The sequence below is a fragment of the Blastococcus sp. TBT05-19 genome (genome assembly GCF_003319095.1).
Lineage (GTDB): Bacteria > Actinomycetota > Actinomycetes > Mycobacteriales > Geodermatophilaceae > Blastococcus.
In genome coordinates this window covers 1-23,944 of the sequence record NZ_QOHI01000003.1, presented here as the reverse complement: position 1 = coordinate 23,944, position 23,944 = coordinate 1, and the positions used below count along the sequence as shown (strand labels likewise).

At 73.1% G+C, this 23,944-nt stretch carries 21 protein-coding genes; 8 read left to right on the top strand and 13 right to left on the bottom strand.

From position 1 onward, the window contains the following. The first annotated feature begins 71 nt into the window (after window positions 1-71). The 3 genes from DQ244_RS09060 to DQ244_RS09050 all read left to right on the top strand — a co-directional run bounded on the left by DQ244_RS09060 (window position 72) and on the right by DQ244_RS09050 (window position 4,285). A complete protein-coding gene (locus DQ244_RS09060; RefSeq protein WP_113811182.1) occupies window positions 72-575 on the top strand; it encodes a MarR family winged helix-turn-helix transcriptional regulator in 504 nt (167 codons plus the stop codon). After that, entirely contained in the window at window positions 572-2,353 is a 1,782-nt protein-coding gene (locus DQ244_RS09055) for an MDR family MFS transporter (protein ID WP_113811181.1), read from the top strand. The genes DQ244_RS09060 and DQ244_RS09055 overlap by 4 nt, the downstream gene beginning before the upstream one ends. Before the next feature lie 135 nt (window positions 2,354-2,488). Further along, window positions 2,489-4,285 (top strand): acyl-CoA dehydrogenase, encoded by a 1,797-nt coding sequence (locus tag DQ244_RS09050; RefSeq protein ID WP_113811180.1) that lies wholly within the window; start codon window positions 2,489-2,491, stop codon window positions 4,283-4,285. Window positions 4,286-4,356: 71 nt separating this feature from the next. Here DQ244_RS09050 and DQ244_RS09045 read toward each other — a convergent pair whose 3' ends face one another. Then, window positions 4,357-4,548 carry a hypothetical protein gene (locus DQ244_RS09045; RefSeq protein WP_147251495.1) on the bottom strand — a complete coding sequence of 64 codons (192 nt, stop codon included), beginning with the start codon at window positions 4,546-4,548 and terminating at the stop codon, window positions 4,357-4,359. Window positions 4,549-4,729: 181 nt separating this feature from the next. Between DQ244_RS09045 and DQ244_RS09040 the strand changes: the two genes are divergently transcribed. Continuing rightward, window positions 4,730-6,208 (top strand): MFS transporter, encoded by a 1,479-nt coding sequence (locus DQ244_RS09040; RefSeq protein WP_113811178.1) that lies wholly within the window; start codon window positions 4,730-4,732, stop codon window positions 6,206-6,208. A gap of 99 nt (window positions 6,209-6,307) precedes the next feature. Beyond that, the gene (locus DQ244_RS09035; protein ID WP_113811177.1) at window positions 6,308-7,348 is read left to right on the top strand and encodes a YihY/virulence factor BrkB family protein; all 1,041 of its coding nucleotides are present in this window, start codon (window positions 6,308-6,310) and stop codon (window positions 7,346-7,348) included. 63 nt (window positions 7,349-7,411) lie between these two features. Here DQ244_RS09035 and DQ244_RS09030 read toward each other — a convergent pair whose 3' ends face one another. After that, entirely contained in the window at window positions 7,412-8,119 is a 708-nt protein-coding gene (locus tag DQ244_RS09030) for a hemerythrin domain-containing protein (protein ID WP_113811176.1), read from the bottom strand. Between the two features lie 102 nt (window positions 8,120-8,221). Here DQ244_RS09030 and DQ244_RS09025 point away from each other — a divergent pair, with 102 nt between their 5' ends. Further along, entirely contained in the window at window positions 8,222-9,403 is a 1,182-nt protein-coding gene (locus DQ244_RS09025) for an acyl-CoA dehydrogenase family protein (RefSeq protein WP_113811175.1), read from the top strand. Window positions 9,404-9,421: 18 nt separating this feature from the next. On the opposite strand, the gene DQ244_RS09020 is transcribed toward DQ244_RS09025, so the two are convergent. Together DQ244_RS09020 and DQ244_RS09015 are read right to left on the bottom strand one after the other, a co-directional pair. Continuing rightward, the gene (locus DQ244_RS09020) at window positions 9,422-10,093 is read right to left on the bottom strand and encodes an enoyl-CoA hydratase/isomerase family protein (RefSeq protein ID WP_113811174.1); all 672 of its coding nucleotides are present in this window, start codon (window positions 10,091-10,093) and stop codon (window positions 9,422-9,424) included. Between the two features lie 8 nt (window positions 10,094-10,101). After that, window positions 10,102-10,701: a TetR/AcrR family transcriptional regulator gene (locus DQ244_RS09015; protein ID WP_113811173.1), complete on the bottom strand. Its 600-nt coding sequence runs from the start codon at window positions 10,699-10,701 to the stop codon at window positions 10,102-10,104. A 156-nt stretch (window positions 10,702-10,857) separates the two neighbouring features. Here DQ244_RS09015 and DQ244_RS09010 point away from each other — a divergent pair, with 156 nt between their 5' ends. After that, window positions 10,858-12,621 (top strand): alpha/beta hydrolase, encoded by a 1,764-nt coding sequence (locus DQ244_RS09010; RefSeq protein WP_113811172.1) that lies wholly within the window; start codon window positions 10,858-10,860, stop codon window positions 12,619-12,621. Continuing rightward, on the top strand, window positions 12,605-13,429 hold the full coding sequence (gene phaZ / locus DQ244_RS09005) for a poly(3-hydroxyalkanoate) depolymerase (protein WP_113811171.1): 825 nt from the start codon (window positions 12,605-12,607) through the stop codon (window positions 13,427-13,429). Before DQ244_RS09010 ends, phaZ begins: the two co-directional genes overlap by 17 nt. A gap of 3 nt (window positions 13,430-13,432) precedes the next feature. Here the strand turns inward: phaZ and DQ244_RS09000 are convergent, their stop codons facing one another. From DQ244_RS09000 to mobF, 9 genes are all read right to left on the bottom strand, one after another. Then, window positions 13,433-14,281, bottom strand: a complete 849-nt coding sequence (locus tag DQ244_RS09000; protein ID WP_233491283.1) for a hypothetical protein — start codon at window positions 14,279-14,281, stop codon at window positions 13,433-13,435. Next, complete coding sequence (locus tag DQ244_RS19385) at window positions 14,271-14,435, bottom strand: hypothetical protein (RefSeq protein ID WP_158544503.1); 165 nt, start codon at window positions 14,433-14,435, stop codon at window positions 14,271-14,273. Before DQ244_RS19385 ends, DQ244_RS09000 begins: the two co-directional genes overlap by 11 nt. Before the next feature lie 392 nt (window positions 14,436-14,827). After that, window positions 14,828-15,469: a hypothetical protein gene (locus DQ244_RS08990; RefSeq protein ID WP_113811169.1), complete on the bottom strand. Its 642-nt coding sequence runs from the start codon at window positions 15,467-15,469 to the stop codon at window positions 14,828-14,830. Continuing rightward, window positions 15,466-16,092 carry a hypothetical protein gene (locus DQ244_RS08985; protein WP_113811168.1) on the bottom strand — a complete coding sequence of 209 codons (627 nt, stop codon included), beginning with the start codon at window positions 16,090-16,092 and terminating at the stop codon, window positions 15,466-15,468. Before DQ244_RS08985 ends, DQ244_RS08990 begins: the two co-directional genes overlap by 4 nt. Next, window positions 16,085-16,768: a hypothetical protein gene (locus DQ244_RS08980; RefSeq protein ID WP_113811167.1), complete on the bottom strand. Its 684-nt coding sequence runs from the start codon at window positions 16,766-16,768 to the stop codon at window positions 16,085-16,087. Before DQ244_RS08980 ends, DQ244_RS08985 begins: the two co-directional genes overlap by 8 nt. Then, window positions 16,765-17,157, bottom strand: a complete 393-nt coding sequence (locus DQ244_RS08975) for a hypothetical protein (RefSeq protein ID WP_113811166.1) — start codon at window positions 17,155-17,157, stop codon at window positions 16,765-16,767. The genes DQ244_RS08980 and DQ244_RS08975 overlap by 4 nt, the downstream gene beginning before the upstream one ends. Continuing rightward, window positions 17,158-18,507 carry a hypothetical protein gene (locus tag DQ244_RS08970; RefSeq protein ID WP_113811165.1) on the bottom strand — a complete coding sequence of 450 codons (1,350 nt, stop codon included), beginning with the start codon at window positions 18,505-18,507 and terminating at the stop codon, window positions 17,158-17,160. Further along, window positions 18,504-18,815: a WXG100 family type VII secretion target gene (locus tag DQ244_RS08965; protein ID WP_113811164.1), complete on the bottom strand. Its 312-nt coding sequence runs from the start codon at window positions 18,813-18,815 to the stop codon at window positions 18,504-18,506. Before DQ244_RS08965 ends, DQ244_RS08970 begins: the two co-directional genes overlap by 4 nt. 861 nt (window positions 18,816-19,676) lie before the next feature. Beyond that, window positions 19,677-23,315 carry a MobF family relaxase gene (gene mobF, locus DQ244_RS08955; RefSeq protein WP_113811162.1) on the bottom strand — a complete coding sequence of 1,213 codons (3,639 nt, stop codon included), beginning with the start codon at window positions 23,313-23,315 and terminating at the stop codon, window positions 19,677-19,679. Window positions 23,316-23,944 lie beyond the last annotated feature (629 nt).

Here is a 23,944-nt window from a genome sequence, read left to right as displayed (position 1 = left end):
ACTCGTTGCATGCACCCTGCAACGAGTTGTACCGTGCACGAGTCAGCTCCCGTCCACCCTCCCGAGGTCGCATGTCCGCGAACAGCTCGCCCGGCCGCGACGCCGAGGTCGCCGTCCTCGCCGAGCAGCTGCCGCGCATGATGCGGGTGCTGCACGGCCTCAAGAGCCAGCTGGGCGCCGACGGCCGGGACCGAGCCGCCCTGGTCCTGCTCTTCCCGCTGAGCCGCCTCGGCCCCCTGCGGCAGAGCGCGCTGTCCGACCTCGTCCACGCCGACCCGTCCACGGTCAGCCGGCACGTCTCCGCGCTCGTCGACCAGGGGTTGGTCCGGCGGACCGCCGACGAGTCCGACGGCCGCGCGACCCGCCTCGTCGTCACCGACGCCGGGCACGCGGCGCTCGACGGGCTGCGGCGCGAGCGGGAGAAGCACCTCGGCGCGATCACCGCCGACTGGCCCGAGGCCGACCTGACCGCCCTCACCACCCTGTTCGGCCGGCTCCTGGACGGCCTCGCGGCCGGCCTGCCCGCCGCCACCCCACCCCGCACGGACACCCGTTCCCCGAAGGACGACGCATGAGCCAGACCACCGCCCGCGACAAGGCGGCTCGGCGACGGGACGCCCGCACGGCCGCGTCCGCGCCGGGCGCCGACGGCGCCTTCACCCACCGCCAGATCGTCACGATCCTCGCCGGCCTGATGGTCGCGATGTTCCTGGCCGCGCTGGACCAGACCGTCGTCTCGACCGCGATCCGCACCATCGCCGACGACCTGCAGGGCTACGACCTGCAGGCGTGGGCGACGACGGCGTTCCTGATCACGTCCACGATCTCCACGCCGCTGTACGGGAAGCTCTCCGACATCTACGGCCGGCGGCCGTTCTACCTCTTCGCCATCGCGATCTTCGTCGTCGGCTCGGCGCTGTGCGGCATCGCCGACACGATGTACCAGCTGGCCGCCTACCGCGCGGTGCAGGGCGTCGGCGCCGGCGGGCTCATGTCCCTGGCGCTGGCGATCATCGGCGACATCGTGCCGCCGCGGGAGCGCTCGAGGTACCAGGGCTACTTCATGGCCGTCTTCGGCACCTCGAGCGTGCTGGGCCCGGTCATCGGCGGCTTCTTCGCCGGCCACGACTCGATCCTCGGCCTCGACGGCTGGCGCTGGATCTTCTGGATCAACGTGCCCCTGGGCCTGCTGGCGTTCGCCGCCGTCTGGCGCGTGCTGCACCTGCCGCACGAGCGCCGCGACCACCGCATCGACTGGCCCGGCGCGCTGGCGCTGATCACGTTCCTCGTGCCGCTGCTGATCGTCGCCGAGCAGGGCCGCACCTGGGGCTGGGACTCGGGTCGCGCGATCGCCTGCTACGCCGTCGGTGCGCTCGGCTTCGTGCTCTTCGTGCTCGTCGAGCGGGCCTACCGGGACGACGCCCTCCTGCCCCTGCGGCTCTTCCGGAACCGCAGCTTCGCCGTCAGCGGCATCGGCTCGATCGTCATGGGCGCCGGGATGTTCGGCGGGCTGCTGCTGCTCCCGCAGTACCTGCAGATCGTGCACGGCTCCAGCGCCACCGTCGCCGGCCTGCAGATGATCCCGCTGGTCGCCGGCATCATGACCGGCGCGATGGGGTCGGGCATCGCGATCTCGAAGACCGGCAAGTACAAGGTCTTCCCGCTGGTCGGCATCGCGCTGATGGTCGTGGCGCTCGTCGCGATGTCGTTCGTCGTCGGCGCCGACACCTCGATCTGGGCGATCGTGCCGTTCATGGTGATGCTCGGCCTGGGCCTGGGCCTGAACTTCCAGCCGGTCATCCTCGCCGTCCAGAACGCCGTCTCCCCCCGGGAGATGGGGGTGGCCACCTCCTCGGTGACCTTCTTCCGGCAGATGGGCGGCACGATCGGCACCGCGGCGTTCCTGTCGATCCTGTTCACCCGGCTGCCCGAGGACATCGGCGCCCGGGTGGAGACGGCGGCGGCGCAGGACCCGCGGGTGGCGCAGGCGCTGCAGAGCGGGCAGCTGGACGCCGGCGCCGACCTGTCGGACACCTCGTTCATCCAGGAGCTGCCCGGATACCTGGCGCAGCCGTTCAAGGCCGGGTTCTCCGACTCGATCGACCTGGTGTTCCTCATCGCCGCGGGCGTCGTCGCGATCGGGTTCTTCGTGTTCCTGTTCCTGCCGCAGCTGGCGCTGAGCAACAAGTCGGGCATCCAGGCCCGGCAGCAGAGCGCCACCGCGACGCACGACGTCGACGACCCGGCGGAGCAGGCGATCGAGGCGGTCGGCGCGGCGTCCCCGACGTCCACGCCCCCGCCGGTCGGCCGACCCGGCGACGCCCCCCGTCCCGCTGGTGATCAGGTCACCTGATCACCAGGGGTCCTCCCTCACGGTCGACCGCGAGGGAGGACCCGGAACGGTGAGGGAGGACGGCGCTCGGCGCGGGCGGGCCCGTCGTGTGTCGGCGGCCACGACTGCCCGGACGTGGCGGCCTAGAGTCGGGACATGGCTTCGTCGTCGTTGATCCTGTCCCGTCGCGACCTGGACTTCATGCTCCACGAGTGGCTGGACGTCGAGTCGCTGACCAAGCGGTCGCGCTTCACCGAGCACTCGCGCGAGACCTTCGACGCGGTGATGGACCTCGCCCAGCAGATCGCCACCGACCACTTCGCGCCGCACAACCGCACCGCGGACGAGAACGAGCCGCACATGGTCGACGGCCGGGCCGTGCTGATCCCCGAGGTGGCCAAGGCGCTCAAGGTGTTCACCGACGCCGGGCTGATGGCCGGGTCCTTCGACGAGGAGTACGGCGGCATGCAGCTCCCGCACACCGTCGGCCAGGCCGTGTTCGCCTGGTTCAAGGCGGCCAACGTCGGCACCTCGGCCTATCCGTTCCTGACGATGGGCAACGCTCGCCTGCTGCTGGCCCACGGCAGCCAGGAGCAGATCGACACCTTCGTGCGGCCCGAGCTCGAGGGCCGCTGGTTCGGCACGATGGCGCTCTCCGAGCCCCAGGCCGGGTCCTCGCTGGCCGACATCACCACCAAGGCGGTGCCGCAGGACGACGGCACCTACCGGCTGTCCGGCAACAAGATGTGGATCTCCGGCGGCGACCACGAGCTGACCGAGAACATCGTGCACCTGGTGCTGGCCAAGATCCCCGGCGGTCCGCCCGGGGTGAAGGGCATCTCGCTGTTCATCGTGCCCAAGTTCCTGGTGAACCCCGACGGCTCCCTGGGCGAGCGCAACGACGTCGTCCTGGCCGGGCTCAACCACAAGATGGGCTACCGGGGGACGACCAACACCCTGCTGAACTTCGGCGAGGGGGTGCACACGCCGGGCGGGCAGGCCGGCGCCGTCGGCTACCTCGTCGGCGAGCCCCACCGCGGCCTGACCTACATGTTCCACATGATGAACGAGGCGCGGATCGGTGTCGGCGTCGGCGCGACGGTGCTGGCCTACACCGGCTACCTGCACGCGCTGGAGTACGCCCGCACCCGCACCCAGGGTCGCCCGGCGGCCGGCAAGGACCCCGCCTCGCCGATGGTGCCGATCATCGAGCACACCGACGTGCGCCGGATGCTGCTGGCGGCGAAGTCCTACGCCGAGGGCGGCATGGCGCTGGGGCTGTACTGCGCCCGCCTGGTCGACGAGGAGCAGACCGCCGAGAGCGCCGAGGACCGCGAGCGCGCCCACCTGCTGCTCGACATGCTGACGCCGGTCGCCAAGGCCTGGCCCTCCCAGTGGGGACTGGTGGCCAACGACCTGGCCATCCAGGTGCACGGCGGCTACGGCTACACCCGCGACTACCCGGTCGAGCAGTTCTACCGGGACAACCGGCTCAACCCGATCCACGAGGGCACGCAGGGCATCCAGTCCCTGGACCTGCTCGGCCGCAAGGTCGTGATGAAGGGCGGCGCGGGTCTGGCCCTGCTCGGCGAGACGATCGCGGCCACGACCGCGCGGGCGGCGGGCACGCAGTGGGCCGGTTTCGCCGCCGACCTGGACGCCGCGGTCGCCCGGATGGGCGCCGTCACCGCCACGCTGTGGGGAACCGCCGACCCTGACCTCGCGCTGGCCAACTCGCACGTCTACCTCGAGGCCGCCGGGCACATCGTGGTGGCCTGGCTGTGGCTGGAGCAGGCGCTGGCCTGCGAGGGCGCCACCACCGACTTCCACGAGGGCAAGCGCGCCGCCGCCCGCTACTTCTGGCGGTGGGAGCTGCCGCGCACCCGCGGCTGGTTCGACCTGCTGGAATCGCTCGACCGCACGGTCCTGGACACCCCGGCGACCGTGCTCTGAGCCGCCCCGGAACAGCACCGCGCCCCGTCACTCCGCGAGGAGTGACGGGGCGCGGTCGCGTCAGGTGCCGGTCAGGCGCGGGCGGCGCCGACGGCCTCGGGGGCCGCGGGGCGCCCGGCGGCGGAGCGGCTGGCAGCGCGCTGCTCCTGCTCGTACCGGGCGGTGGACTGCGTGCCCATCGCGATGACCAGGGCCGTCAGGAACAGGAACCCCAGCAGGGCCACAGCCGGCCACACCATCATCAGCAGATCTCCCCCATACATCTCGTCCACTGCCGCCGGGTCACGGGCGGCCATACGTCGTCGCGGGACTGTGTCCCCCGAACTCCTCCCTCTCAATCGTCGATCCACCCACTTCACCTGACGGGGTGTGAGCACAACCACACTCTTCGGCGGCGGAGCCGCGCCGTACGGGGGGTGCGGAGCGACGTGGTCTGATCGACACGTGTCCGACCCCACAGCCACGCGCGCCCGTCCGGTGGTGCTGGTCGTCGCGCTCTCCCTCGGGGTCACCACGCTCGCGCTGCTGCAGAGCCTCGTGGTGCCGGCCCTCGGCCGCATCGAGGACCAGCTCGGCATCTCCCCCTCCGCCGCCGGCTGGGTGCTGACCGCCAACCTGCTGGCCGCGGCGGTGCTGACCCCGGTGCTGGGCCGGCTCGGTGACCTGCGCGGCGAGCGGCCGGTCATCCTCGCGATCCTCGCGGTCGTCTCGCTGGGCACCCTCCTGGCGATCGTGACCGAGTCCCTGCCGCTGCTGCTCGTCGCCCGGGTCCTCCAGGGCGCCTCCTACGGCCTCTTCCCCCTGTCGATCAGCGTGCTCCGCCGGGAGCTGCCGAAGACCCGCCTCAGCGTCGCGATGGCCGTGGTCAGCAGCACGCTGGCCGTCGGCGGCGTCGTGGGCCTGGTCGCCACCGGCCTGCTCACCGGGGACGACGGCGACTACCGGCACGCGTTCTGGGTCGGCCTCGCCGTGACGCTGGCGTCCCTGGCCCTCAGCGCGTGGCTGCTGCCCCACTCCCCCGGCACGGCGTCGGGCCGCATCGACTGGTGGGGCGCGGCGGTCCTGGGGCTCGGCCTCGTCCTGCTCCTGCTGCCGCTGTCGCAGGGACCGACCTGGGGCTGGGCCTCCCCCGGCACGATCGGGTGCCTGGCCGGCTCCGTCGTCGTCCTCGCCGGCTGGGTCGTGCTGCAGCGGCGGACCGCCCAGCCGCTGGTGCGCCCGTCGATGCTGACCGACCGGCGGACCGTCGTCCCCAACCTCGCCGGGCTCATGACCGGGATCGCCCTCTTCGCCTCCTTCCTCGCGGTCCTCCAGCACGTCCAGTCGCCGCCGGAGATCACCGGCTACGGGTTCGGGGCCACCGTGCTGGAGTCGGCCGTCGTCTACCTGCTGCCCGGTGGGATCGCGGGGATCGTCGTCGCACCGTTCGCCGGGCGGCTCGTCGGCCGGTTCGGGGCACTGCCCACGCTGATGGCCGGGGCGGCCATGGGCGTCGTCGGGTTCGGCATGCTCGCCGGACTGCGCGCCGAGCCCTGGCAGGTGATCGTCGCCGGGCTGCTGACCCAGCTCTCGGTGACGATCGCCTACGCGTCGCTGCCGGCACTGGTCGTGCAGGCGGTCCACGAGGACGAGACCGGCGTGGCCAACGCGGTGAACTCGATCGCCCGCGCCGTCGGCCAGGCGCTCGGCAGCACGGTCGCGGTCACTCTCATCGCGGCCACCCTCGATCCCGGCACCGGGCTCCCCCGGGCCATCGCCGTCACGCTCGTGGCGCTGGTCGGCGCCGTGGCCTCGGCCGTCGTCGTGGCGGTCGCGGTGCTCGGCCTGCGCTCCGGTCCTGGGCGCCGGCAGGGTCCCCCCGCCGACGTCGAGGAGACCACCGCCGGCGCCGGCGAGTGGTCACCGGTGTCCGGACTGCGCTGACCGACCGATATCGAACCGTCACCGGCGCGTCCGGCATGGAACGGGGACGTCCGGGGAACCGACGGGGACGACCGCCCCCGCCGACCGGAGGACATCTTCATGGCCCGAGCCACCGGCTCGTCCAGCCGCACCGCGGCGGACACCCGATTCAACGGCAACCACGCCGCGAACGACCCCGCGCCCGACGACGACAACGTCAGCGGCACCCGGTCGGACTTCGCGCCCACCGGCGCCGACCCGAAGCCGACCACGGGCGGCACGCTCAAGCGCACGCTCAAGGAGTTCAGCGAGGACGGCCTCACCGACTGGGCGGCCGCCCTCACCTACTACGGCGTGCTGGCGCTGTTCCCCGCGATCGCCGCACTGGCGTCCATCGTCGGGCTCTTCACCACGCCGGAGCAGCTCCGCGAAGCGCTGACCACGGTCGTGCCGGAGAGCGCCGCGACCACGGTCGGCCCGGTGATCGACCAGATCGCCGGCAACGACCAGGCTGCCGGCATCGGCCTGGTCATCGGTCTCGCCGGCGCCATCTGGTCGGCGTCGGGCTACGTCGGGGCCTTCACCCGCGCGGCCAACGTCGTCTACGAGACGCCGGAAGGCCGCAAGGTCTGGAAGCTCAAGCCGCTGCAGCTGCTGATCACGCTGATCGGCGTCCTGTTCGCCGCGGTCATCGTGGCGCTGCTGGTGCTCAGCGGTCCCGTCGTCGACGCCATCGCCTCGACCATCGGGATCGGCGAGGCCGGGCAGACCGTGTGGGCCGTCGCCAAGTGGCCGGTCATCCTCGTCATCCTGGCGCTGATGATCGCCGTCCTCTACTACTCGACCCCCAACGTGCGGCTGCGCGGCTTCAAGTGGGTCAGCCCGGGAGCCGGCGTCGCCATCCTGGTCGCGGTGGTCGCCTCGGCCGCCTTCGCCTTCTACGTCGCCAACTTCAGCAGCTACAACGCCACGTACGGGGCGCTGGCCGGTGTCGTGATCTTCCTGATCTGGTTCTGGCTGATCAACGTCACGCTGCTGCTCGGCATCGAGCTCGACGCCGAGATCGAGCGGACCAAGGAGCTCAAGGACGGCGTCCCGCGCGCCGACAAGGAGATCCAGCTCGACGCCCGCGCCGAGCCCAAGGACAAGCAGACGACGTAACGACCGGCCCCACCACACGTCAGGGGCCCTCTCCCCGTGCGGGAGAGGGCCCCTGACGTGCGTTCAGCGGCTGGTCGGCGGTCGGTCGCCCGTGCGGGACAGCGGCAGCCGCTCGACGACGGCGGCGACCGCGGCCAGTCCCTGGCTCACCGCGCGGCCGGCCGGGACGAACCGTTCCGGCGCTCGACGGGCCGCGGCGTCGACCACGTCCCGGGTCCGGTCGATCAGCGAGAGGGGCAGCCCGGAGAGGGCGTTGCCCGGCGGCCGGCGGGAGACCGTCGGGTGCGGGCGGGTGGGCGACCTCCGGGCCATGAGCGCCCAGCGACGGCCCAGCGCCCGCAGCTCCTCGTGGCTCAGCGCCTCCTGCAGCCGCGGGAAGAGGACGTCCTCCTCGTCGCGCACGTCCTCGCGCAGCACCTCCACCAGCCGGCGCAGCCTCGCCGGGCGCTCCGGGGAGTCCAGCCCGTCGCGCTCGAGGGCGGTGACGAGCTCGTTGACCTCCTGGTGCTCCTCCTCGACCTGGAGGGTGAGCGCGTCGCCGTCGGGGAGGACCCGTCGGATGACCGGCCACAGCACGGTCTCCTCCGCGAAGGCGTGGCTGAAGACGAGCCGGTCGATGCGGGCGAGCACCTCCTCCTGGGCGGTGCCGGTGCTGCCGTCGAGCTCGTGGAGCAGCTGGTCGAGCTGGACGTGGTCGCGGCGCTGGCGGGCGAGCACGCTGCCCGGACCACCCAGCTCCTCGACGGTCTGGTCGGCGATGGATCTGGTCACGGGGGCCTCCCGGCTGATCGGGTCTCGACCTCCGGAGTGCCCGCTTCCCCGGAGGCGCATGCCACTGGTTGCGGGCCGGGGTGCCGCGGGTAGGTCCCCGCGATGACCGACCGCTCGACGATCACGTCCGACTTCTACGACCTCGAGGCGCTGCTCGACGAGGACGAGCGCGCGCTGCTGTACCGGGTGCGCACGTTCATGGACGAGCAGGTCGAGCCGGTCATCAACGAGCACTGGACGAAGGGCACGTTCCCCACCCAGCTCATCCCCGCCATGGCCGAGCTCGGCATCGCCGGCAACCCCTACTCCGGCTACGGCTGCCCCGGCCGGTCGCAGCTCGTCGACGGCATGATCGCCATGGAGCTGTCCAAGGGCGACCCGTCGATCTCCACCTTCATGGGCGTGCACGGCGGGCTCGCCATGGGCTCGATCTACCTGTGCGGCTCCGAGGAGCAGAAGGAGCGCTGGCTGCCGGCCATGGCGCGCATGGAGCTGATCGGCGCGTTCGGGCTGACCGAGCCCGAGCACGGGTCCGACGTCGCCAAGGGGCTCCAGACGACCTGCCGCCGCGACGGCGACACCTGGGTGCTCGACGGCGAGAAGAAGTGGATCGGCAACGCCAGCTTCGCCGACCTGATCATCATCTGGGCCCGCGACGTGGAGACCGAACGCGTGCTCGGCTTCGTCGTCGAGCAGGGGACGCCGGGCTTCACCGCCGTCGACCTCGAGGACAAGATCGCCCTGCGGGCGGTGCAGAACGCGCACATCACGCTCGAGGGCGTGCGGGTGCCGGAGGAGAACCGGCTGCAGGAGGCGCACAGCTTCCGGGAGACGGCGAACGTGCTGCGCATGACCCGCGCCGGCGTGGCGTGGTCCGCGGTCGGCTGCTCCCGCGGCGCCTACGAGCACGCCCTGCGCTACGCGATGGGCCGCCAGCAGTTCGGCCAGCCGATCGTGGAGTTCCAGCTCGTGCAGGACCTGCTGGTGCGCATGCTGGGCAACATCACCGCCTCGGCGGCCATGTGCGCCCGGCTGTCGCAGCTGCAGGGCGCCGGCGAGATGTCCGACGAGCAGGCTTCGCTCGCCAAGGCCTTCTGCACGATGCGGATGCGGGAGACCGTCGGCTGGGCCCGCGAGCTGATGGGTGGCAACGGCATCCTGCTGGAGAACCACGTGGGCCGGTACGTCGCCGACGCCGAGGCGATCTACAGCTACGAGGGCACCCGCGAGGTCAACACCCTGATCGTCGGCCGGGGCGTGACCGGGGCCAGCGCCATCGTGTGACGCCGGCCCCGTCGGCGCTCAGCCGGTCGCGGACGCCCGCTCGCGCAGCGCCGCGAGCGCGGGTGCGTACATCCGGGTCTTGATCGTCCCCAGGGTGTCGCCGGCCTTGCCGGTCAGCGACGCGGCCAGCTCGACCGCAGTGGACCGGACGGCGTCCTCCTCGACGGCCTGGTCGACGAGGCCGACCACCTGGGCGTCGGCGCCGCCGTAGCGCCGTCCGGTGGTCATCGCCTCGTGCGCCGTCTGCGGGGTCAGGCGGGCCTGGATCAGCGCGGACATCCCCGGGGTGAACGGGATGCCGATGTCGGCCTCGGGGAGGCACCAGAAGCCGCGATCGGCCCGCATGACGCGGAAGTCGTGGGCCAGCGACAGCATCGCGCCGGCCGCGAAGGTGTGCCCCTGCAGGGCGGCCACGGTGATCAGCGGCAGGGTGAGCACGCGGGCGAAGAGCTCGTGCACGCGCACGACGTAGGCCTCGTGCTGGTCGGCGTGGGCGAAGAGCCAGTCCAGGTCCAGCCCGTTGGAGAAGAACTTGCCGGTCGCCGTGGTGACCAGGGCGCGGGCACCCTCGGCCGCCTCGACCTCGTCCAGGGCCGCCTCGACCGCCGTCAGCCAGTCGGGGGAGAAGCGGTTCTCGGTGTCACCGAGGTCGAGGACGAAGACGTCGTCCTGCCGGTCCAGCGCGGGCATCGGTTCTCCTAGGGGGTGTCGAGGACGGCGCCGACGGCGGCCGCCAGTTGCCGGCGGGCCAGGGAGCGCACCCGGCCGGCGCGGATCTCGGGGAAGAGCAGCGCCGCCGGGAGGCGCACGACGCAGGTGGTGACGACGTCGACCGCGGCGCGGCCGGCGCGATCGCGGACGGCGCGGGCCAGTGCCCGCAGCACCTCGCCGAGCTCCTGGTCCAGAGCCCGCAGGTCGGAGGCCACCGGCTCGGCCACGCCGTCGGTCAGGACGTCGTCGCGGGTGAGGGCGGTGAGCAGCCGGGCGGCGCGGAGGTCCTGCTCGGCGAGCCGGGCCGGGGTGTCGGCCGCGGCGAGGACCGCCCGCCGCCCCTCACCCGCGAGCAGGTCCGCGTCGACGGACTGCCGCAGGAGGGCGAGGTACTGGCGGGCCCGGCGCAGCCAGGTGCTGGCGAGGAGTGACTCCAGGTCGCCGAACGCGTGGTAGACGCTGCCGTTCGAGGCGCCGGTCCGGGCGCTCAGCGCCCGCACGGTCAGGCCCCCGCGCCCGGAGTCGACCACCAGCGCCTCGGCGGCGTCGAGCAGCTCGTCGGCTGTGCGGAGACGGGGGCGGGCCACGGCCCGTATTGGAGCACACGCTCCACAACCGTTTTCGGGCGCCCCTTTCCAGCCTGCCCCGTTCCGGTGGCTGTGGTTGAGTGGTCGGGGTCACATCCGCGCCTCGAGGGCGGCGCTCCGGCCCTCTCGCAGGCGGCGCGCGTGAAGGAGACCCGCATGGCCCAGCCCGCCACCGAACCAGCGCAGAACGCCTCCGCTCCGCCTCGCGAGCGCCCCGAGGCCGTCGCGTCGACCGGCACGCCGGAGGCTGCGGCCGAGGCGGCGACCGGCCTCGACATGGTCCTGGTCGACGCCGCCCGGGGCCCGCTCCGCCGGCTCGTCCCCCCGCTCAGCACGACCCTGCACTTCGGGTCCTCCCTGGCGCGCAAGCCGGGCACGGTGGCCCGCCGGGCCGGCGAACTGGTCGGCGAGCTGGGCCGGATCACCACCGGCCGCTCGGAACTGGCCCCGGGCAAGAAGGACAAGCGCTTCGCCGATCCCGCGTGGAGCGGCAACCCCCTGCTCAAGCGGGCGATGCAGCTGCACCTGGCGACGGCGCGCACCGCCTGGGAGCTGATCGAGGACGCCGACCTGGACTGGCAGGACGACGAGCGGATCCGCTTCACCGCGACCAACCTCGTCGACGCGCTGGCGCCCAGCAACGTGCCGTTCCTCAACCCGCTGGCGCTCAAGGCCACGATCGACACCGGTGGGCACAACGTGGTCGAGGGCGTGCGCCGGCTGGTGTCGGACCTGACCTCGCCGCCGCGCGTGCCCTCGATGGTCGAGCCGGACGCGTTCACCGTCGGGGAGGACCTCGCGGTGTCGCCCGGCGCCGTCGTGCTCCGGACCGAGGTCTTCGAGCTCATCCAGTACCGGCCGACCACCGAGAAGGTCCGCTCGCTGCCGCTGGTGATGGTGCCGCCGACGATCAACAAGTTCTACATCACCGACCTCGCGCCGGGCCGCAGCATCGTGGAGCACTACGTGGCCGCCGGGCAGCAGGTCTTCATGATCTCGTGGCGCAACCCCGACGAGCGGCACGCCGACTGGGACCTCGACACCTACGGCCAGGCCCTGCTCGACGCGATGGACGCCGTGGAGACGATCACCGGGCAGGAGCAGGTGGCGCTCCAGGCGTTCTGCTCCGGCGGCATCATCACGGCGATGGTGCTGGCCCACCTCGCCGCGACCGGCCGGCAGGACCGGGTGCGCGCCGCCAGCTACGCCGTCACCGTCCTGGACTGGTCCAAGGCAGGCACGGTGTCCGCGCTGATGGACCCCGGGGCGGTGGAGGCCGCGACCGAGCGGTCCCGCAAGAAGGGCTACCTGGACGGCGCCCAGCTGGCCGAGGTGTTCGCCTGGCTGCGACCCAACGACCTGATCTGGAACTACTGGGTCAACAACTACCTGCAGGGCAAGCCGCCACCGAACTTCGACATCCTCTACTGGAACGCCGACACCACGCGGATGTCGGCCGGTCTGCACCGCGACTTCATCGACGTCGCCGTGCGCAACGCCCTGACGAAGGCCGGCGAGGTGTCGATGCTCGGCTCGCCGGTGGACCTCTCCGCGGTCACGGTCGACACCTACGCCACCGCCGGGATCGCCGACCACCTCTGCCCGTGGGAGGCCTGCTACCGGACGACGCAGCTGCTGGGCGGGGAGAGCCGGTTCGTGCTGTCGACCAGCGGTCACATCGCCTCGCTGGTGAACCCGCCGGGCAACCCGAAGTCGACCTTCCAGGTCGCGGAGTCCACGCCGCCCGACGCTCAGCAGTGGATGAAGGCCGCCGAGACCGTCAAGGGCTCCTGGTGGCCGGACTTCACGGCCTGGCTCGGCGACCGGTCCGGTGAGGAGATCGACGCCCCGGCCGAGCTGGGCGGGAACGGGCTGGACGTGCTGGCCGAGGCACCGGGGACGTATGTCTTCGACAAGTAGCCCGGAGCTCGTCCGGAGCCTGACCGTCGGCGGCCGGACGATCCGGGTCGCGGTCCGGAAGGGCACCGACGACGACGTCCCCCCGCTGCTGCTGATGAACGGCATCGGCGCCAGCCTCGAGGTGCTGCAGCCGCTGGTCGACGCCCTGCACCCCCGTCGGACCGTCGTCCGATTCGACGTCCCCGGGGTCGGCGGGTCACCGCGGCCCGTCGTCCCCTACGTGCTGTCCACGCTGAGCCCGGTGGTGGCCGGCGTGCTGAGCAGGCTGGGGTACGACGAACCGGTCGACGTGCTGGGGTTGTCGTGGGGCGGCGGGCTCGCGCAGCACTTCGCCGTGCAGCACCGCCGTCGGTGCCGCCGGCTGGTGCTGGCCGCGACGGCGACCGGGTCGCTGATGGTGCCGGCCCACCCGCGGGTCCTCGCCCGGATGCTGACGCCCCGCCGGCACCGCGATCCCGCGTACGCCCGGCAGATCGCCGGCGACATCTACGGCGGCACCATGCGCACCGAGCCGGAACGGGCCGCCGCCGCGCTGCACGCCAACACGCGGGTCGGCCCGAAGCGCGGCTACTACTACCAGCTGGCGTCCAGCGCGGGGTGGAGCTCGCTGCCCTTCCTGCGGCTCATCCGGCAGCCCACGCTGGTGATCGCCGGCGACGACGACCCGATCATCCCGGTGGTGAACGCCCGGCTGATGGCCCGGCTCCTCCCCCACGGGCAGCTGCACGTGTACAGCGGTGGGCACATCGCGCTCATCACCGAGGCGGAGGAGCTGGCGCCGGTGATCGAGCGGTTCCTCGACGCCTGACGCTCAGCGGCCGCTCGCGGTGACCAGGTGGCCGCCGGCGGCGCCGTAGGGCTCGACGACGAAGCCGAGCTGCTCCAGCACCGTGACGACGGCGGCGGTCATCGCCTGCTGCACGGCGGCGTCGGCGTCGGCGCCGCGCACCTGCTGGACGCTCATCCGGTCGTGCTGCCGCCACGTGACGACCAGCCCGCCGGCCTCGGGGCGCGGGGTCAGGCAGGCGCCGCCGGTACCGCGCCCCTCGGCGGCGTGCCCGTCGCAGTCGTGCAGCGGCAGGCCGGCCTCCAGCAGTGCCGCGGTGACGTCGACGGCGAGCGTCGTCAGGGCGTCGTCGTCGCTGATGAGCTCGGTCCACTCCTCGGGCAGCCGGTCCAGCTGACGTCCCAGCTCGTCCAGCCACACCCGCTCCTGCGGGGACTGACGACGGGCGACGCCGCCGTCCTCGCGCTGGGCGCCGTAGACGGTCCGCGCGCTCTCGGGCAGCCCGAGGGAGAAGGCCGCCCAGTCCGCGTCGATGACGTCGGCGAAGGGGCCGGCCAGCGGGGCGCCGGGGCCGTCGACGAGCCACCAGCCCGTCGCCATCGGGGCGACCGTGGCCAGCCGCGCCGACGGGTGGGTGCCCACGGCGACGGACTTCGGCGCCGGCGCCGCCTGCGCGGCACCCGGGCCGGCGGCGGGGACCTGCGCCGCGGGAGCGGCGACGGGTGCTGAGGTCGGCGCCGCCGTCCGCTGCCGCTGCTGCTGGACGCCGTTGCGCTCGAACTCGTACCGCGCGGTGGAGCTGGTACCGAGGACGATCACGAGCCCGACGCTGCTGAGCAGGGACAGCGCCAGCCAGATCAGCTCACCAGGCACGCCAGGCTCCCCGCGGTCCCTCGCCCCAGGCGGCCGCCCGCTGGGCCCAGTCCTGCGCACGCGCCACGAACCCCGGGCCGGCCGTCGACGTCGCCGGCAGCTCGTAGGTCATCAGGTCCAGGACCAGGGCCAGTCCGTGGTCAGGGCGTCCCACGGATGGGACGGGGGTGTGGACCGGAAGGCCGGGCGCGTTCACGGGGAGCTCCTCTGGGTCGTGCTCCGCGGCTGGGGAAGCGCCGCGGACGACCCGAAGGCTAGGGAGCGAGGAGGCCCCCGGGACCCGTTCCGCGACACCTCGCGGACGCCCCGTTTCCGATTCGTTGCCGACGCCCCCGAGGCGGGTCGACGACCTGTTCCCCGGCCCGGCGTCTTGTCGACAAGTCCGCGGGATCTGAGCGTGGAAGCGGCGATCCCGGTGTCGGTCATCCCGGTCGCGGTCGCGACACCCCGGCGTGTCGGACGGGGTGGGCGGAGGGCATGCTTCGCCGTCCCCTCTCCATCGGCACCCCGGCGGCCGGCCGGTACCGGCGCTCCGCCGCTGAGCGGTCAGTCCCAGCCGTCGGGGCCGGTGGCCCAGCGCCAGGTGCTCATGATCGCGTCGAACAGCTCCACCGTGAGCAGGGTGTGCTCGCTGTCGGGGTCGCCGTCGCCGACGGTGCTGAAGGTGACGAGGATCCACTGCCCGGGGTCGTCGGGAACCGCCGTCAGGTAGGTGACCCGGCGGACCGGCACGTCCACGCCACCGGTGCGGCCGGGATCGGGTGCGTCCACGCCGTCGGTGCGGACCCACACCGTGCCCCCGATCTCCACCGCGACCGCTCCCGGCGTGGACGCCACGAGCTCGGTGAGCACGCCGCCGGCGAGCGCGTCCGGCGTCAGGTCCGCGGTCCCTCCCGGTGGCGTGACGGCGGCGACGAAGAAGGACGCCCCGAGGTTGATCCCGTGCATCGGGCCCAGGGGGAAGTAGTGGTCCAGGCCGCCGCGGTCGGCCGCCGCCGCGAGTTGGCCGAGCATGCGCCGCTCGAGCTCCCGCTTCAGCGGGCCGAGCTGGTCCGGCGACATGTTCCGAGGCGCCTGGGCGGCCGCCTGCTCCACGATGTCGTGCACCCGGTCCCGCGCGTCCGGGCCGAGCGGCACCCGCACCCACGGTGGCGGCAGGACGAGGCGGTAGGAGCTGATCCGGGTCACGGCCGCGTCCCTCGCGGCTCGATCAGCTGGACCGCCCGCGCGAGGTCGTCGAGGTCGCCCAGCGCCATGGCGGTCGTGCGCAGGTCCGCGCCGGCACAGGTGAGGACGACGTCCGCCGCCGGCCGGGCCACCCGCCGGTGGTAGCGGATCACGCTGCTGAGCCGGCCGTCGTCGCCGAGGGCGTACCGCAGCGCCCGCTTCAGGCCCGTTTCCTCGTCCAGGTCCAGCAGCTGGGGCCCGTGGTCGTACCACCGGGTCCCGGGCTCGAACTCGGAGAGCACGGCAGCGCCCCGCCGTGCGGCATCGACGTCGGTCGGATCCACCGGCCAGATGTGCAGCAGGGCGATGACCGGCACGTCGGCCAGGCTGCGCAGGCGCAGGAAGCGGAAGTCCGAACCGAGCTCGGCGGTGGCGAAGGCGAGCAACACCTCGCGCACCGCGGTCTGCGCCGCGCTGCCGTCGGCGATCACGAAATCGGCGCAGACCGCGGCGAGCGCTCCCTCGGTCCAGCCCTCGGCGTCCCCGTCGGTCGGGCCGACCATCCACACCCCGGGGTCGAAGTCGACGGCCACGGCGATGTCGGGGGCCGTCATCTGGGACCCGTCGTCGGTGGGGTCAGCCACGAGGCTCCTCGAGCTGCACGTCGACCTTCACGAAGAGGCCGAGCAGCGGCGCCACGGACTGCGGGGACGAGTAGAAGCCTCCCCCGTACAGGTGGACGGCGGGGCGGCCGGCCTCGGCGGCGATGCAGCGGTAGGCCCGCTCGAGGAACGTGGTGGACAGGGTCTCCGGGTCCAGACTCTGCTCGCGCGACACCCGCCAGCTGCGCGGGTCGCGACGCGTCGGGAAGTGCTCGGGACGTCGGAGCTCGCCGCCCTGCGCCGCGAGGTCGGCCATGGTGGTGAACGCCTCGGGGTCGCCGTGCTCCAGCCAGCCCAGCTCCTCGTCGACCACGTTGACGTAGGCGACGATGCCCGTCTCCTGGCCCTCGCCCTGGACCGAGACGAAGTCGCAGGTGTGCCCCATGCCGCTGTCGGCGACGAGGTCGAGGGCGATGCGGGCGTGTTGGTAGAGAACGTCCGAGGCGTCGAGATCCAGGTCGCTGGCGAAGGCCGCGAGGTGGTCCGCCACCCAGTCGGTGCGGTCCTGGCCCGGCTTGGGCGTGCGCACCCAGACCGCGGGGTCGTAGTCGACGTGGACCGCCGCGACGCCCGGGGTGGAGCAGGCGAAGACCGGGTCCTTGAGGGCGGCCCGCGCGGCCGTGGGGGGTGCCGTGCGGCGACGGCGGAACAGGCTCATGCCTCCACCGAGGCGGCGGCGCGCTTCTTGACCGGGGCGAACATCGCCAGCAGGCACAGCCCGCTGATCAGGAGCGGTGCCCAGTGCCGGCTGACCGCGAAGCCCGCTCCGAAGGTGAGCAGGAGCGCGACGAAGCGGTAGCTGCCCACCTTGGCCGGTCGCAGCCGGTGCCCGCGCAGCCTGCGGAAGAAGTCCACGGCGAGCACCACCGACAGGACCGGGAAGATGCCCGGCACGGGCCAGATCCACCACTCGACCACCCGCTCGAACCCCTGGACGTCGAAGCCCCGGGTGAGCACGGCACCGAGCACGGCGAGCAGCGGCCAGCCGGCGAAGTAGCCGAGGAAGACGAAACCGATGCCGCGGGCGAGTCGGGTCAGTTCCAGCATCTAGCGGAACACCGGAGCGCCGTGCACGGTGTGCTCCTGGAGCCACTGGTCCACGACCGGCACGCCCGGGAGCAGCGGCGCGCCGTCGGGCCGGATCCCCGGGAACGAGGGGTTGACGATCTTCCCGGCGACGTCGGCCGTGGTCCCGGCCAGGAACGCGGCGCGCGCGCCGTTGGACATCGCCAGTGCGCCGTTGAGCAGCACGCCCGGCCCGTGCTGGCGGACCGACGTCTGGATCGCCTGGTGCAGCAGAGCTCCCTGCTTCTCCCCGAAGGACAGCCAGGACAGCACCGGCACGTCGCCCACCAGGTTCTGCCCCCGGACCTGCTGGAAACGGGAAAGGGCCGCCCCGGCTCCCCGGAGGTTGCGCGCCACGAGGTTGCTCCTGGTGAGCCAGGCCCCGGCCTTGCCGAACACTCCGCTGGCGCTCGCGAACGCCTGCCGCGCGGTCCGCGACGCGGCGCTGAAGGCCGCCATGCCCTCACGGGCCGCCAGCGCCGTCTTCGCACCCGACGTCAGCAGCCGGCCGGCGCCGAAGGTCACCAGCGCGAACGCGTCCATCCCGACGTCGGCCCACGAGCCGTCGCCGTTCGCCGCCAGGGCCGTGTGGATCACCATGGCGCCCGCGGTGAACGCGATGGCGGCGAGGGCGATCCAGCCGGCCGGGTTGCTGAGCAGCAGGACGGCGATCGCCAGGCCGGTCGCCACCCAGGTGAGCACGTCGGCGATGAGCTTGAGGAAGTCCGCGTGCTCGTGGATGAACGACCGGACGTTCCGGTCCCACCAGCTGTCCTCGAGGCTGTCGGAGGAGGCGTCCTCGATCGTGCGGGCGACGTCGTCGCCGACGCCGTTGACGTCGTCCAGGAGCGTCCGGCACTGGCTGACCAGGGCGTTGAGCTCCGACGTGGCCTGCTGGAGCCTGCTGCTGCGGGCCTGGTCGGCGGCCACCGCGGCGGGGTCGGTCGGATCGACGGGTGTGCCGGACGGCTCGTTCACCGCGGCCTCGTGCTTCGCGTCCTCGGCGCGGCGCAGCAGGCTCCCGGTCTCGATCCGCCCGTGCTCCAGCTCCGGGTGCCAGCGGTCGAGCTGCGCGGCGACGGTGTCGAAGCGGCCCTGCGCCTGGCCCAGGTGCGTGGCGAGCTCCTCGGCGCTCTCGCGCACCTCGGGGGCGAACCTGCCGACCAGCTCGTTGGTGCCGGAGGCCAGCTCGCGCAGCCGGGCGACCTGGCTGCGGATCTCCTGCGCGAGGTCCCGGTAGTGCGCCGCTTCGGTCGCCACCTCGTCCGGGTCGCCCGGCAGCGGGTCGCGGCCGAGCTCCAGCAGGCCCCAGTTCCCGGGTCGCGCGCTCATCGGGGCCCCTGCTGTCCGCCGGTGCTGCTGGTGGGGGTGCTCGAGGCCAGCGCCTGGTCGGCCTCCTGGAAGACCTCCAGGCACTTCTCCAGCTTGTCGCCGGTCGCCTGGATCTCCTCGCTGAGGATCGTGCGGTGGTAGCGCCAGTTCGTGCCGAAGGTGTGCATGGCGTCGGCGATCCCGGGGTGGCCCCAGCAGTCGCGCGTGTCCCCCACGCGGGACGCGAGGTCGTCGAAGGCGGCCTTGATCACCTTCGCCGTCTCGGCGCTGCTGCGCAGCGTCTCGAAGTCCACCCTCAGGTCGCTCATCCGCATCCCCCCGCGTCTCTCAGGAGCCCGTTCGCGCCGCACGCGGCCGCGAGTCCGAGGAGCAGGATATGGGCGACGCCGTGAGGGTGCAGCGCTTACGAGACGCACCGGGCCCGAGCAGGACGCGAGGGATCCGCTGCGGACCCGGCAGCTTGGCGGCTGATGTCGGCCAGCGTCTACCGGGAGCGGTGGTCCCGGAGCCAGTGGAGCAGTTCCGCCGACTGCTCCTCCAGCGCCCGGAGCTGCCCGGGTAGCGGCAGAGCTTCGGTCGCCGCGAGCGGCACGGCCGCCCCGTCTCTCAGGTGCACCACGAGTCGGCGGTTCGACCCGACCCCCATGGTCCGAGCCGAGGAAACCCGCTCGATGTCCGCGCCCAGCAACTGGCGGGTGCTCAGCCGGTTCCGGACCTCCAGCCGACCGCCAGCCAGGGCGGAGGCGCGGCTCGAACTTCCGGCTGCGGCGTACGCGCCGCCCGCTACCGCGAGGGGAGGCCGAGGATCCACGCCTGCTGTCCAGTGGGCCCCGTGGGGATCGAACCCACAACCCGCGGATAAAAGTTCCCAAGAGACGCTCTTCTGATCAGCGCATTCTCCGCGGAACTGTGTCTTGACCAGCAGAAATACCGTTTGCTGCGTTCGGTCGACGTTGGTCGCGGACGGCCCTTCTGTGGGCGTCTTGTGGGCGCGGTGTGGGCGGCTGTCGGGCGAAGTGCCCCCACTGATCCGCACGCCGCCGGTGAACCATCCGCGTGGTGGTGAGCGCCGTAGGCTCGCGGCACCCACCCCCGCCTGGGCGACGGAGCGTCGACGCTGGCGGCCGAGTCTCAGCCCCGTCGTCGGAGGCTCGGGGAGGGCCGCCCGTTCAGCGCGATATGCCCCGCCCCGGGGCGCGGTGCGGCGAGATGTATTGAAGATCCTCGGGCCGCGGGCGGCGGACACCCGGTTCGGAGGCGGTCAGCAGCGGGGCGGCCGATCCGTGTGGGTTCGGGTCTGCGTCCTGGTGTGCACGCCAGGTGACCCGCTCCTGGGCGAGGCGGTCGACCGGCTGGGCGAGAAGAGCCGGCTCGGCCGTCAGACGCGCAACGCGGGCGCCGACGGCGGCCAGTTCTGCTCGGGCGGCGGTGATGGCCCGGTCGGTGTCGGACAGTCGCTCCGCCGGGTCGAGGGTTCGGGCGAGAGGTCCGAAGCGGGCGAGCCGGTCCTCGTGCTGACGGCGGGCGTCGGCCAGCGCGGCCCCGGCGTGCCGGTGGGTCTCCTGGGCGGTGGCTGCGGTCTCGCGCAACTGAGCGTGCTCCGGATGGGCGTGTTCGGCGTGGTGGCGGGCGTAGGAGTCGAAGGCAGTCCACAGCCGCGGTCGGTCGTCGGACCGGTCAGCCAGGCGCGCGAGCTGCTGCGGGTCGGTGGGCATGGCCGGCAGGTAGGGCCGCCAGGCGTCCGCCCAGTCGACCAGCTGCTCGCCGGCCCGGTTCACCGCCGCCCGCCGCAGCCGGAGCCGGCCGGGACCATCGAGCACGACCTGCGCGGCGTCACGGGCGGCGTCACGCCCAGTGTCCCAGCTGCCGAGCAGCGTGTCGCGGATCCGGTCGGTCTCGGCGGTGACGACCGCGCCGCTGGCGTCGGCCCGCGCCGTCGCGTGGCGGGCGTCGATCCCTGTCTGCCGATACGCATCTGTGAGCGCGGCGGCCCGGTCGGCGTGGGCGGACTCGAGCGCGACGATCTCGCGCAGCGCGTCCCGGCGCGGCAGGTCGTGGGCGAGCCGGTCGAGGCAGCGTTGCTCGGCCGTCCACGCAGAGTGCAGGTCGGCGAGCGTCTGCTCCAGCGGGCGGGGAGTGGCGTACCGGGCGGCCTCGGCGGCGGCGAGCTGGGCGGCGTGCGCGGGGCCGAGGTCTGCGCGGTCGCGGGCGAACACGGCGATCCATTGTCCCCGCGCCTGGTCGGCGTCGGTGGCGACGAGGTGGGCGGTGTTCGCCGTTCGGCCGCGGGTCATCCCGACATAGCAGGAGGAGGCGCCGGTCTGCTCGCCGACCACCACGTGCGCGGCGGTGACGGTGTCGCCCTGCACGCCGTACGCGGTGGAGGCGTAGGCGAGCTCGACGTGCTCGGTGACGTAGTCCGCGGGCAGTACGCGGGTCCCTAGGCCGGCCGGGGTGACACCGCCGGACCCGTTCCCGGGGACGGTGCCGGTGGGGGTGACAGCAGGGGTGACGAGCAGCCCGCCGCGGCGGCCGACCGCGGTGACCACCCAGGTGTCGCGGTTGGCGACGTCGAGGTGACGGTCGTTGCGCCGGGTGGCGATCCGGTCCCCGGCGCCGATCCGCTCCCCGGCGCCGGTGACGGCCACCGTTCGGTCATCGACCCGGCCGGCGACGGCCAGCCGTTCCCGGATGGCGGTGTTGAGTTCGGCGGCCTGGTCGCGGGTGTCCACCACCACGGCCACCGGTCGGCCTGCGGCATAAGACTCGGCGGCGGTGGCGGCCAGCGCGTCGCGCAGCGCGGCGGCGTCGGGGAACAGCCGGATCTGGCCGCGGGCGAGGAGGGCGTCGAAGACGGCGCCGAGGTCCTCGCCGGTGCGCATGGCCAGGGTCAGCTCGGCGTAGCCGGTGTCGCGTGTTGTGCGGCCTTCCTCGTCGGTTCGGGTGAAGCGGTGCACGGAGTCGAGTGTCAGGTGCGCCCCGGGGTCGGCCTGGCCGATGGCGAGGTCTAGGACGCCGCCGCGGCCGACCGCGGACAGCTGGTGCCGGTCGCCGAGCAGCGCCACCCGGACCCGGCACTCGTCGGCGACGGTGAGCAGGGCGCGGGCGGTGTCCTGATCGAGCATCCCGGCCTCATCGACCAGCAGCAGGTCCCCGGGCCGTAGCTGCGCGGCCTCGTTCGGCCCGGCGTACACACGGCCGGTCGCCGGGTCGACCTGGCCGGCGGTGAGCCGGGTCCAACGCCCTTCGTCGTTCCAGCGCCAGCCGTGCTGGAAGGCCAGGGATGCCGCCGACCCGGCGGCCGTCCCCACCTCGCAGGCGGCCACCTTGGCTGCCTTGCGGGTGGGGGTGACCACCACGAGCCGGCGATGTTGTGCCTCGAGCAGGTCGCGGGTGGCGGACAGGGTGGTGGTCTTGCCCGCCCCGGCGGCGCCCTCGACCACCACCAGGGGCCGGTCGCCGGCGAGCGCGGCGACCGCCGCGGCTTGGCCGGCATCCAGCCGGCCGGCGGCGGCCACGCGCTCGACCGGCAGTGCCGGGACGGTGTCCGGCACGCCGCGCGCAGCGCGGGCGGCGAGCCGGGTGGTCAGGTCGGCTTCGACGTCGAGGACCGGCTGGGAGGTCCAGGCGCGGATGTGCTCGGGCACCCCGTCGCGGTCCAGCAACGGCACGCACCGGTCCATCGCGCGGGCGGTGAGGTCTTCGGCCAGCTCGATGCGCACCCCGGCGTCGGCGACGACGCCTGCGGCGGCGATCAGCCGCTCGGCCTCGCCCCGGATGTCGGCGGCGTTCCACGCCGACCGCCCGGCCGCGAGCCGGGCCAGCGCGCGCTGCACCAGTTCGTCTCGATCGAGGGCCCCGATCGGGGTGGGGGCCAGGTCGACCGGCTTTCCCGGGTCGCGGTAGCCGAGGGCGGACAGCTCGGCCCGCCAGCGTTCCTCCAGCCCGACCCCGGGCTGGGCAGTGATCTTGTCCGGGCGGCCGTCGGCCCACGCCCGGACGTCCCAGGCTCGGCGCAGCACCGGCCCGGGGGATTCGCCGGGGTGCGCTGCGGTCCATTCCCGTTCGTAGCGGTCCACATTCCGGGCGATCTGGGCGTGCCGGGCGCTGAACGGACCCGTGTACTCGGCGAGCTCCAGTATTTCTCCCGTAGCGCCCTTCCGGTAGCCGTGCGCGGCGAAGGCGGCGTTCAATTCCGGGTCACACGCCATCGCGGCGTGCCCGATCCCGTTGATCGCGCCCAGGAAGTCGCGGACGCCGACGGTGTGCAAGCCGCGCCATTTCCCCGCGGCGAATACCCGGGACAGGAACTGCAGGTGCAGGTGCCAGTGCGGGTCGTTCGCCCGGGAGGTGTAGTGCCGAACCGTCGCGGCCTCCAGCACCTCCAGCGGTATCTGCACCTGCCCGCCGCGCGGGCCGACCCGGGTGGTGGCGTGCTCGGAGAGCCAGGCGATGATCTGCTCGGCGGCGCGGTCCTGCGCCGCCTCGTACGCCGTCGCGATGTCCGGGTCCAGCGCGGCGGCCAGCGACCACGTCTTCGGGCCGTTGACCACCACCTCGGCGAACCGAACGGCGTGCTCATCGGTGCGCAGCTGCCCCCTCGGCTCACCCGTCTTCGGGTCGCGGCCAGCCACCCAGGTCTCGTAGGCGTCGCCGGTCAGCGGCCCCAGCTCGGCCACGCGACCATCCGTTGTGGTGAAGCGACGGGCGACGCCGGTGCCCTCGGTGAGGTAGTAGTCGTCGACCCGGCCGCGGTCGGCCTCCACGTAGTGCCGGGCAGCCACCGGCGCGCCGGCGTAAATCTTCATTCCGCCGTGCATCTTCAACGCCACCCGACAATGACCAACGAGTCACCCCTAGAAACGCCGATGGGCCCCGCGAAGCGGGGCCCGAGCTACCTCCGAAGGTAGCATTCGTGCCGTTCTCTCGTGAAGATCTGAGCACTTATTGGAGCAGCTCACTCGGGGGCAAGGAATCGTGCAGGTGCCATCTTGTTGATCGTTCATGGCGATCGTCGACTGCGAGCCGAATGTCAATGTTCCAGCTCTCGCGCTTGCGGTGGAGGTAGGGACACGCCGAGGGCCGCGGGCGCCTGTGCGTCGCGACGAGTTCGACGGCCGTGCCGCCGAGCCCTGCAGCGTGGGAGTCGCCCGCTGGCGGTGACATGGCGGCCAGGCGTCATCCAACCCCCGGCCGTTTCAGAGGCCTTGGCCTCCGGTACATACGATCGCGACGCACCCGGGGCAGTCCGGACCGGTCAGCCTGCACCGAACGTCGACGAACCTCCCGTCAACGGCGGGGTAGTAAGGCACCGACCGAGGCAGGAGTCTCCGCATGGATGTCCCGTTGTGGTTGTGGTTGGCCGTGCTCGGCGGCATCGTCGCCATGCTCGCCGTGGACCTGTTCGCGCATCGCAAAGCCCACGTCATCGGCGTGC

Coding starts and splice junctions, on each gene's coding strand:
- DQ244_RS08975 (WP_113811166.1), bottom strand. CDS start 17,157: ATGCTGGAACTGACCCGACTCGCCCGCGGCATCGGTTTCGTCTTCCTC.
- DQ244_RS09035 (WP_113811177.1), top strand. CDS start 6,308: ATGGCCCGAGCCACCGGCTCGTCCAGCCGCACCGCGGCGGACACCCGA.
- DQ244_RS09060 (WP_113811182.1), top strand. CDS start 72: ATGTCCGCGAACAGCTCGCCCGGCCGCGACGCCGAGGTCGCCGTCCTC.
- DQ244_RS09010 (WP_113811172.1), top strand. CDS start 10,858: ATGGCCCAGCCCGCCACCGAACCAGCGCAGAACGCCTCCGCTCCGCCT.
- DQ244_RS09020 (WP_113811174.1), bottom strand. CDS start 10,093: ATGCCCGCGCTGGACCGGCAGGACGACGTCTTCGTCCTCGACCTCGGT.
- DQ244_RS09045 (WP_147251495.1), bottom strand. CDS start 4,548: ATGTATGGGGGAGATCTGCTGATGATGGTGTGGCCGGCTGTGGCCCTG.
- mobF (WP_113811162.1), bottom strand. CDS start 23,315: ATGAAGATTTACGCCGGCGCGCCGGTGGCTGCCCGGCACTACGTGGAG.
- DQ244_RS09050 (WP_113811180.1), top strand. CDS start 2,489: ATGGCTTCGTCGTCGTTGATCCTGTCCCGTCGCGACCTGGACTTCATG.
- DQ244_RS08980 (WP_113811167.1), bottom strand. CDS start 16,768: ATGAGCCTGTTCCGCCGTCGCCGCACGGCACCCCCCACGGCCGCGCGG.
- DQ244_RS09055 (WP_113811181.1), top strand. CDS start 572: ATGAGCCAGACCACCGCCCGCGACAAGGCGGCTCGGCGACGGGACGCC.
- DQ244_RS09025 (WP_113811175.1), top strand. CDS start 8,222: ATGACCGACCGCTCGACGATCACGTCCGACTTCTACGACCTCGAGGCG.
- DQ244_RS08970 (WP_113811165.1), bottom strand. CDS start 18,507: ATGAGCGCGCGACCCGGGAACTGGGGCCTGCTGGAGCTCGGCCGCGAC.
- phaZ (WP_113811171.1), top strand. CDS start 12,605: ATGTCTTCGACAAGTAGCCCGGAGCTCGTCCGGAGCCTGACCGTCGGC.
- DQ244_RS08965 (WP_113811164.1), bottom strand. CDS start 18,815: ATGAGCGACCTGAGGGTGGACTTCGAGACGCTGCGCAGCAGCGCCGAG.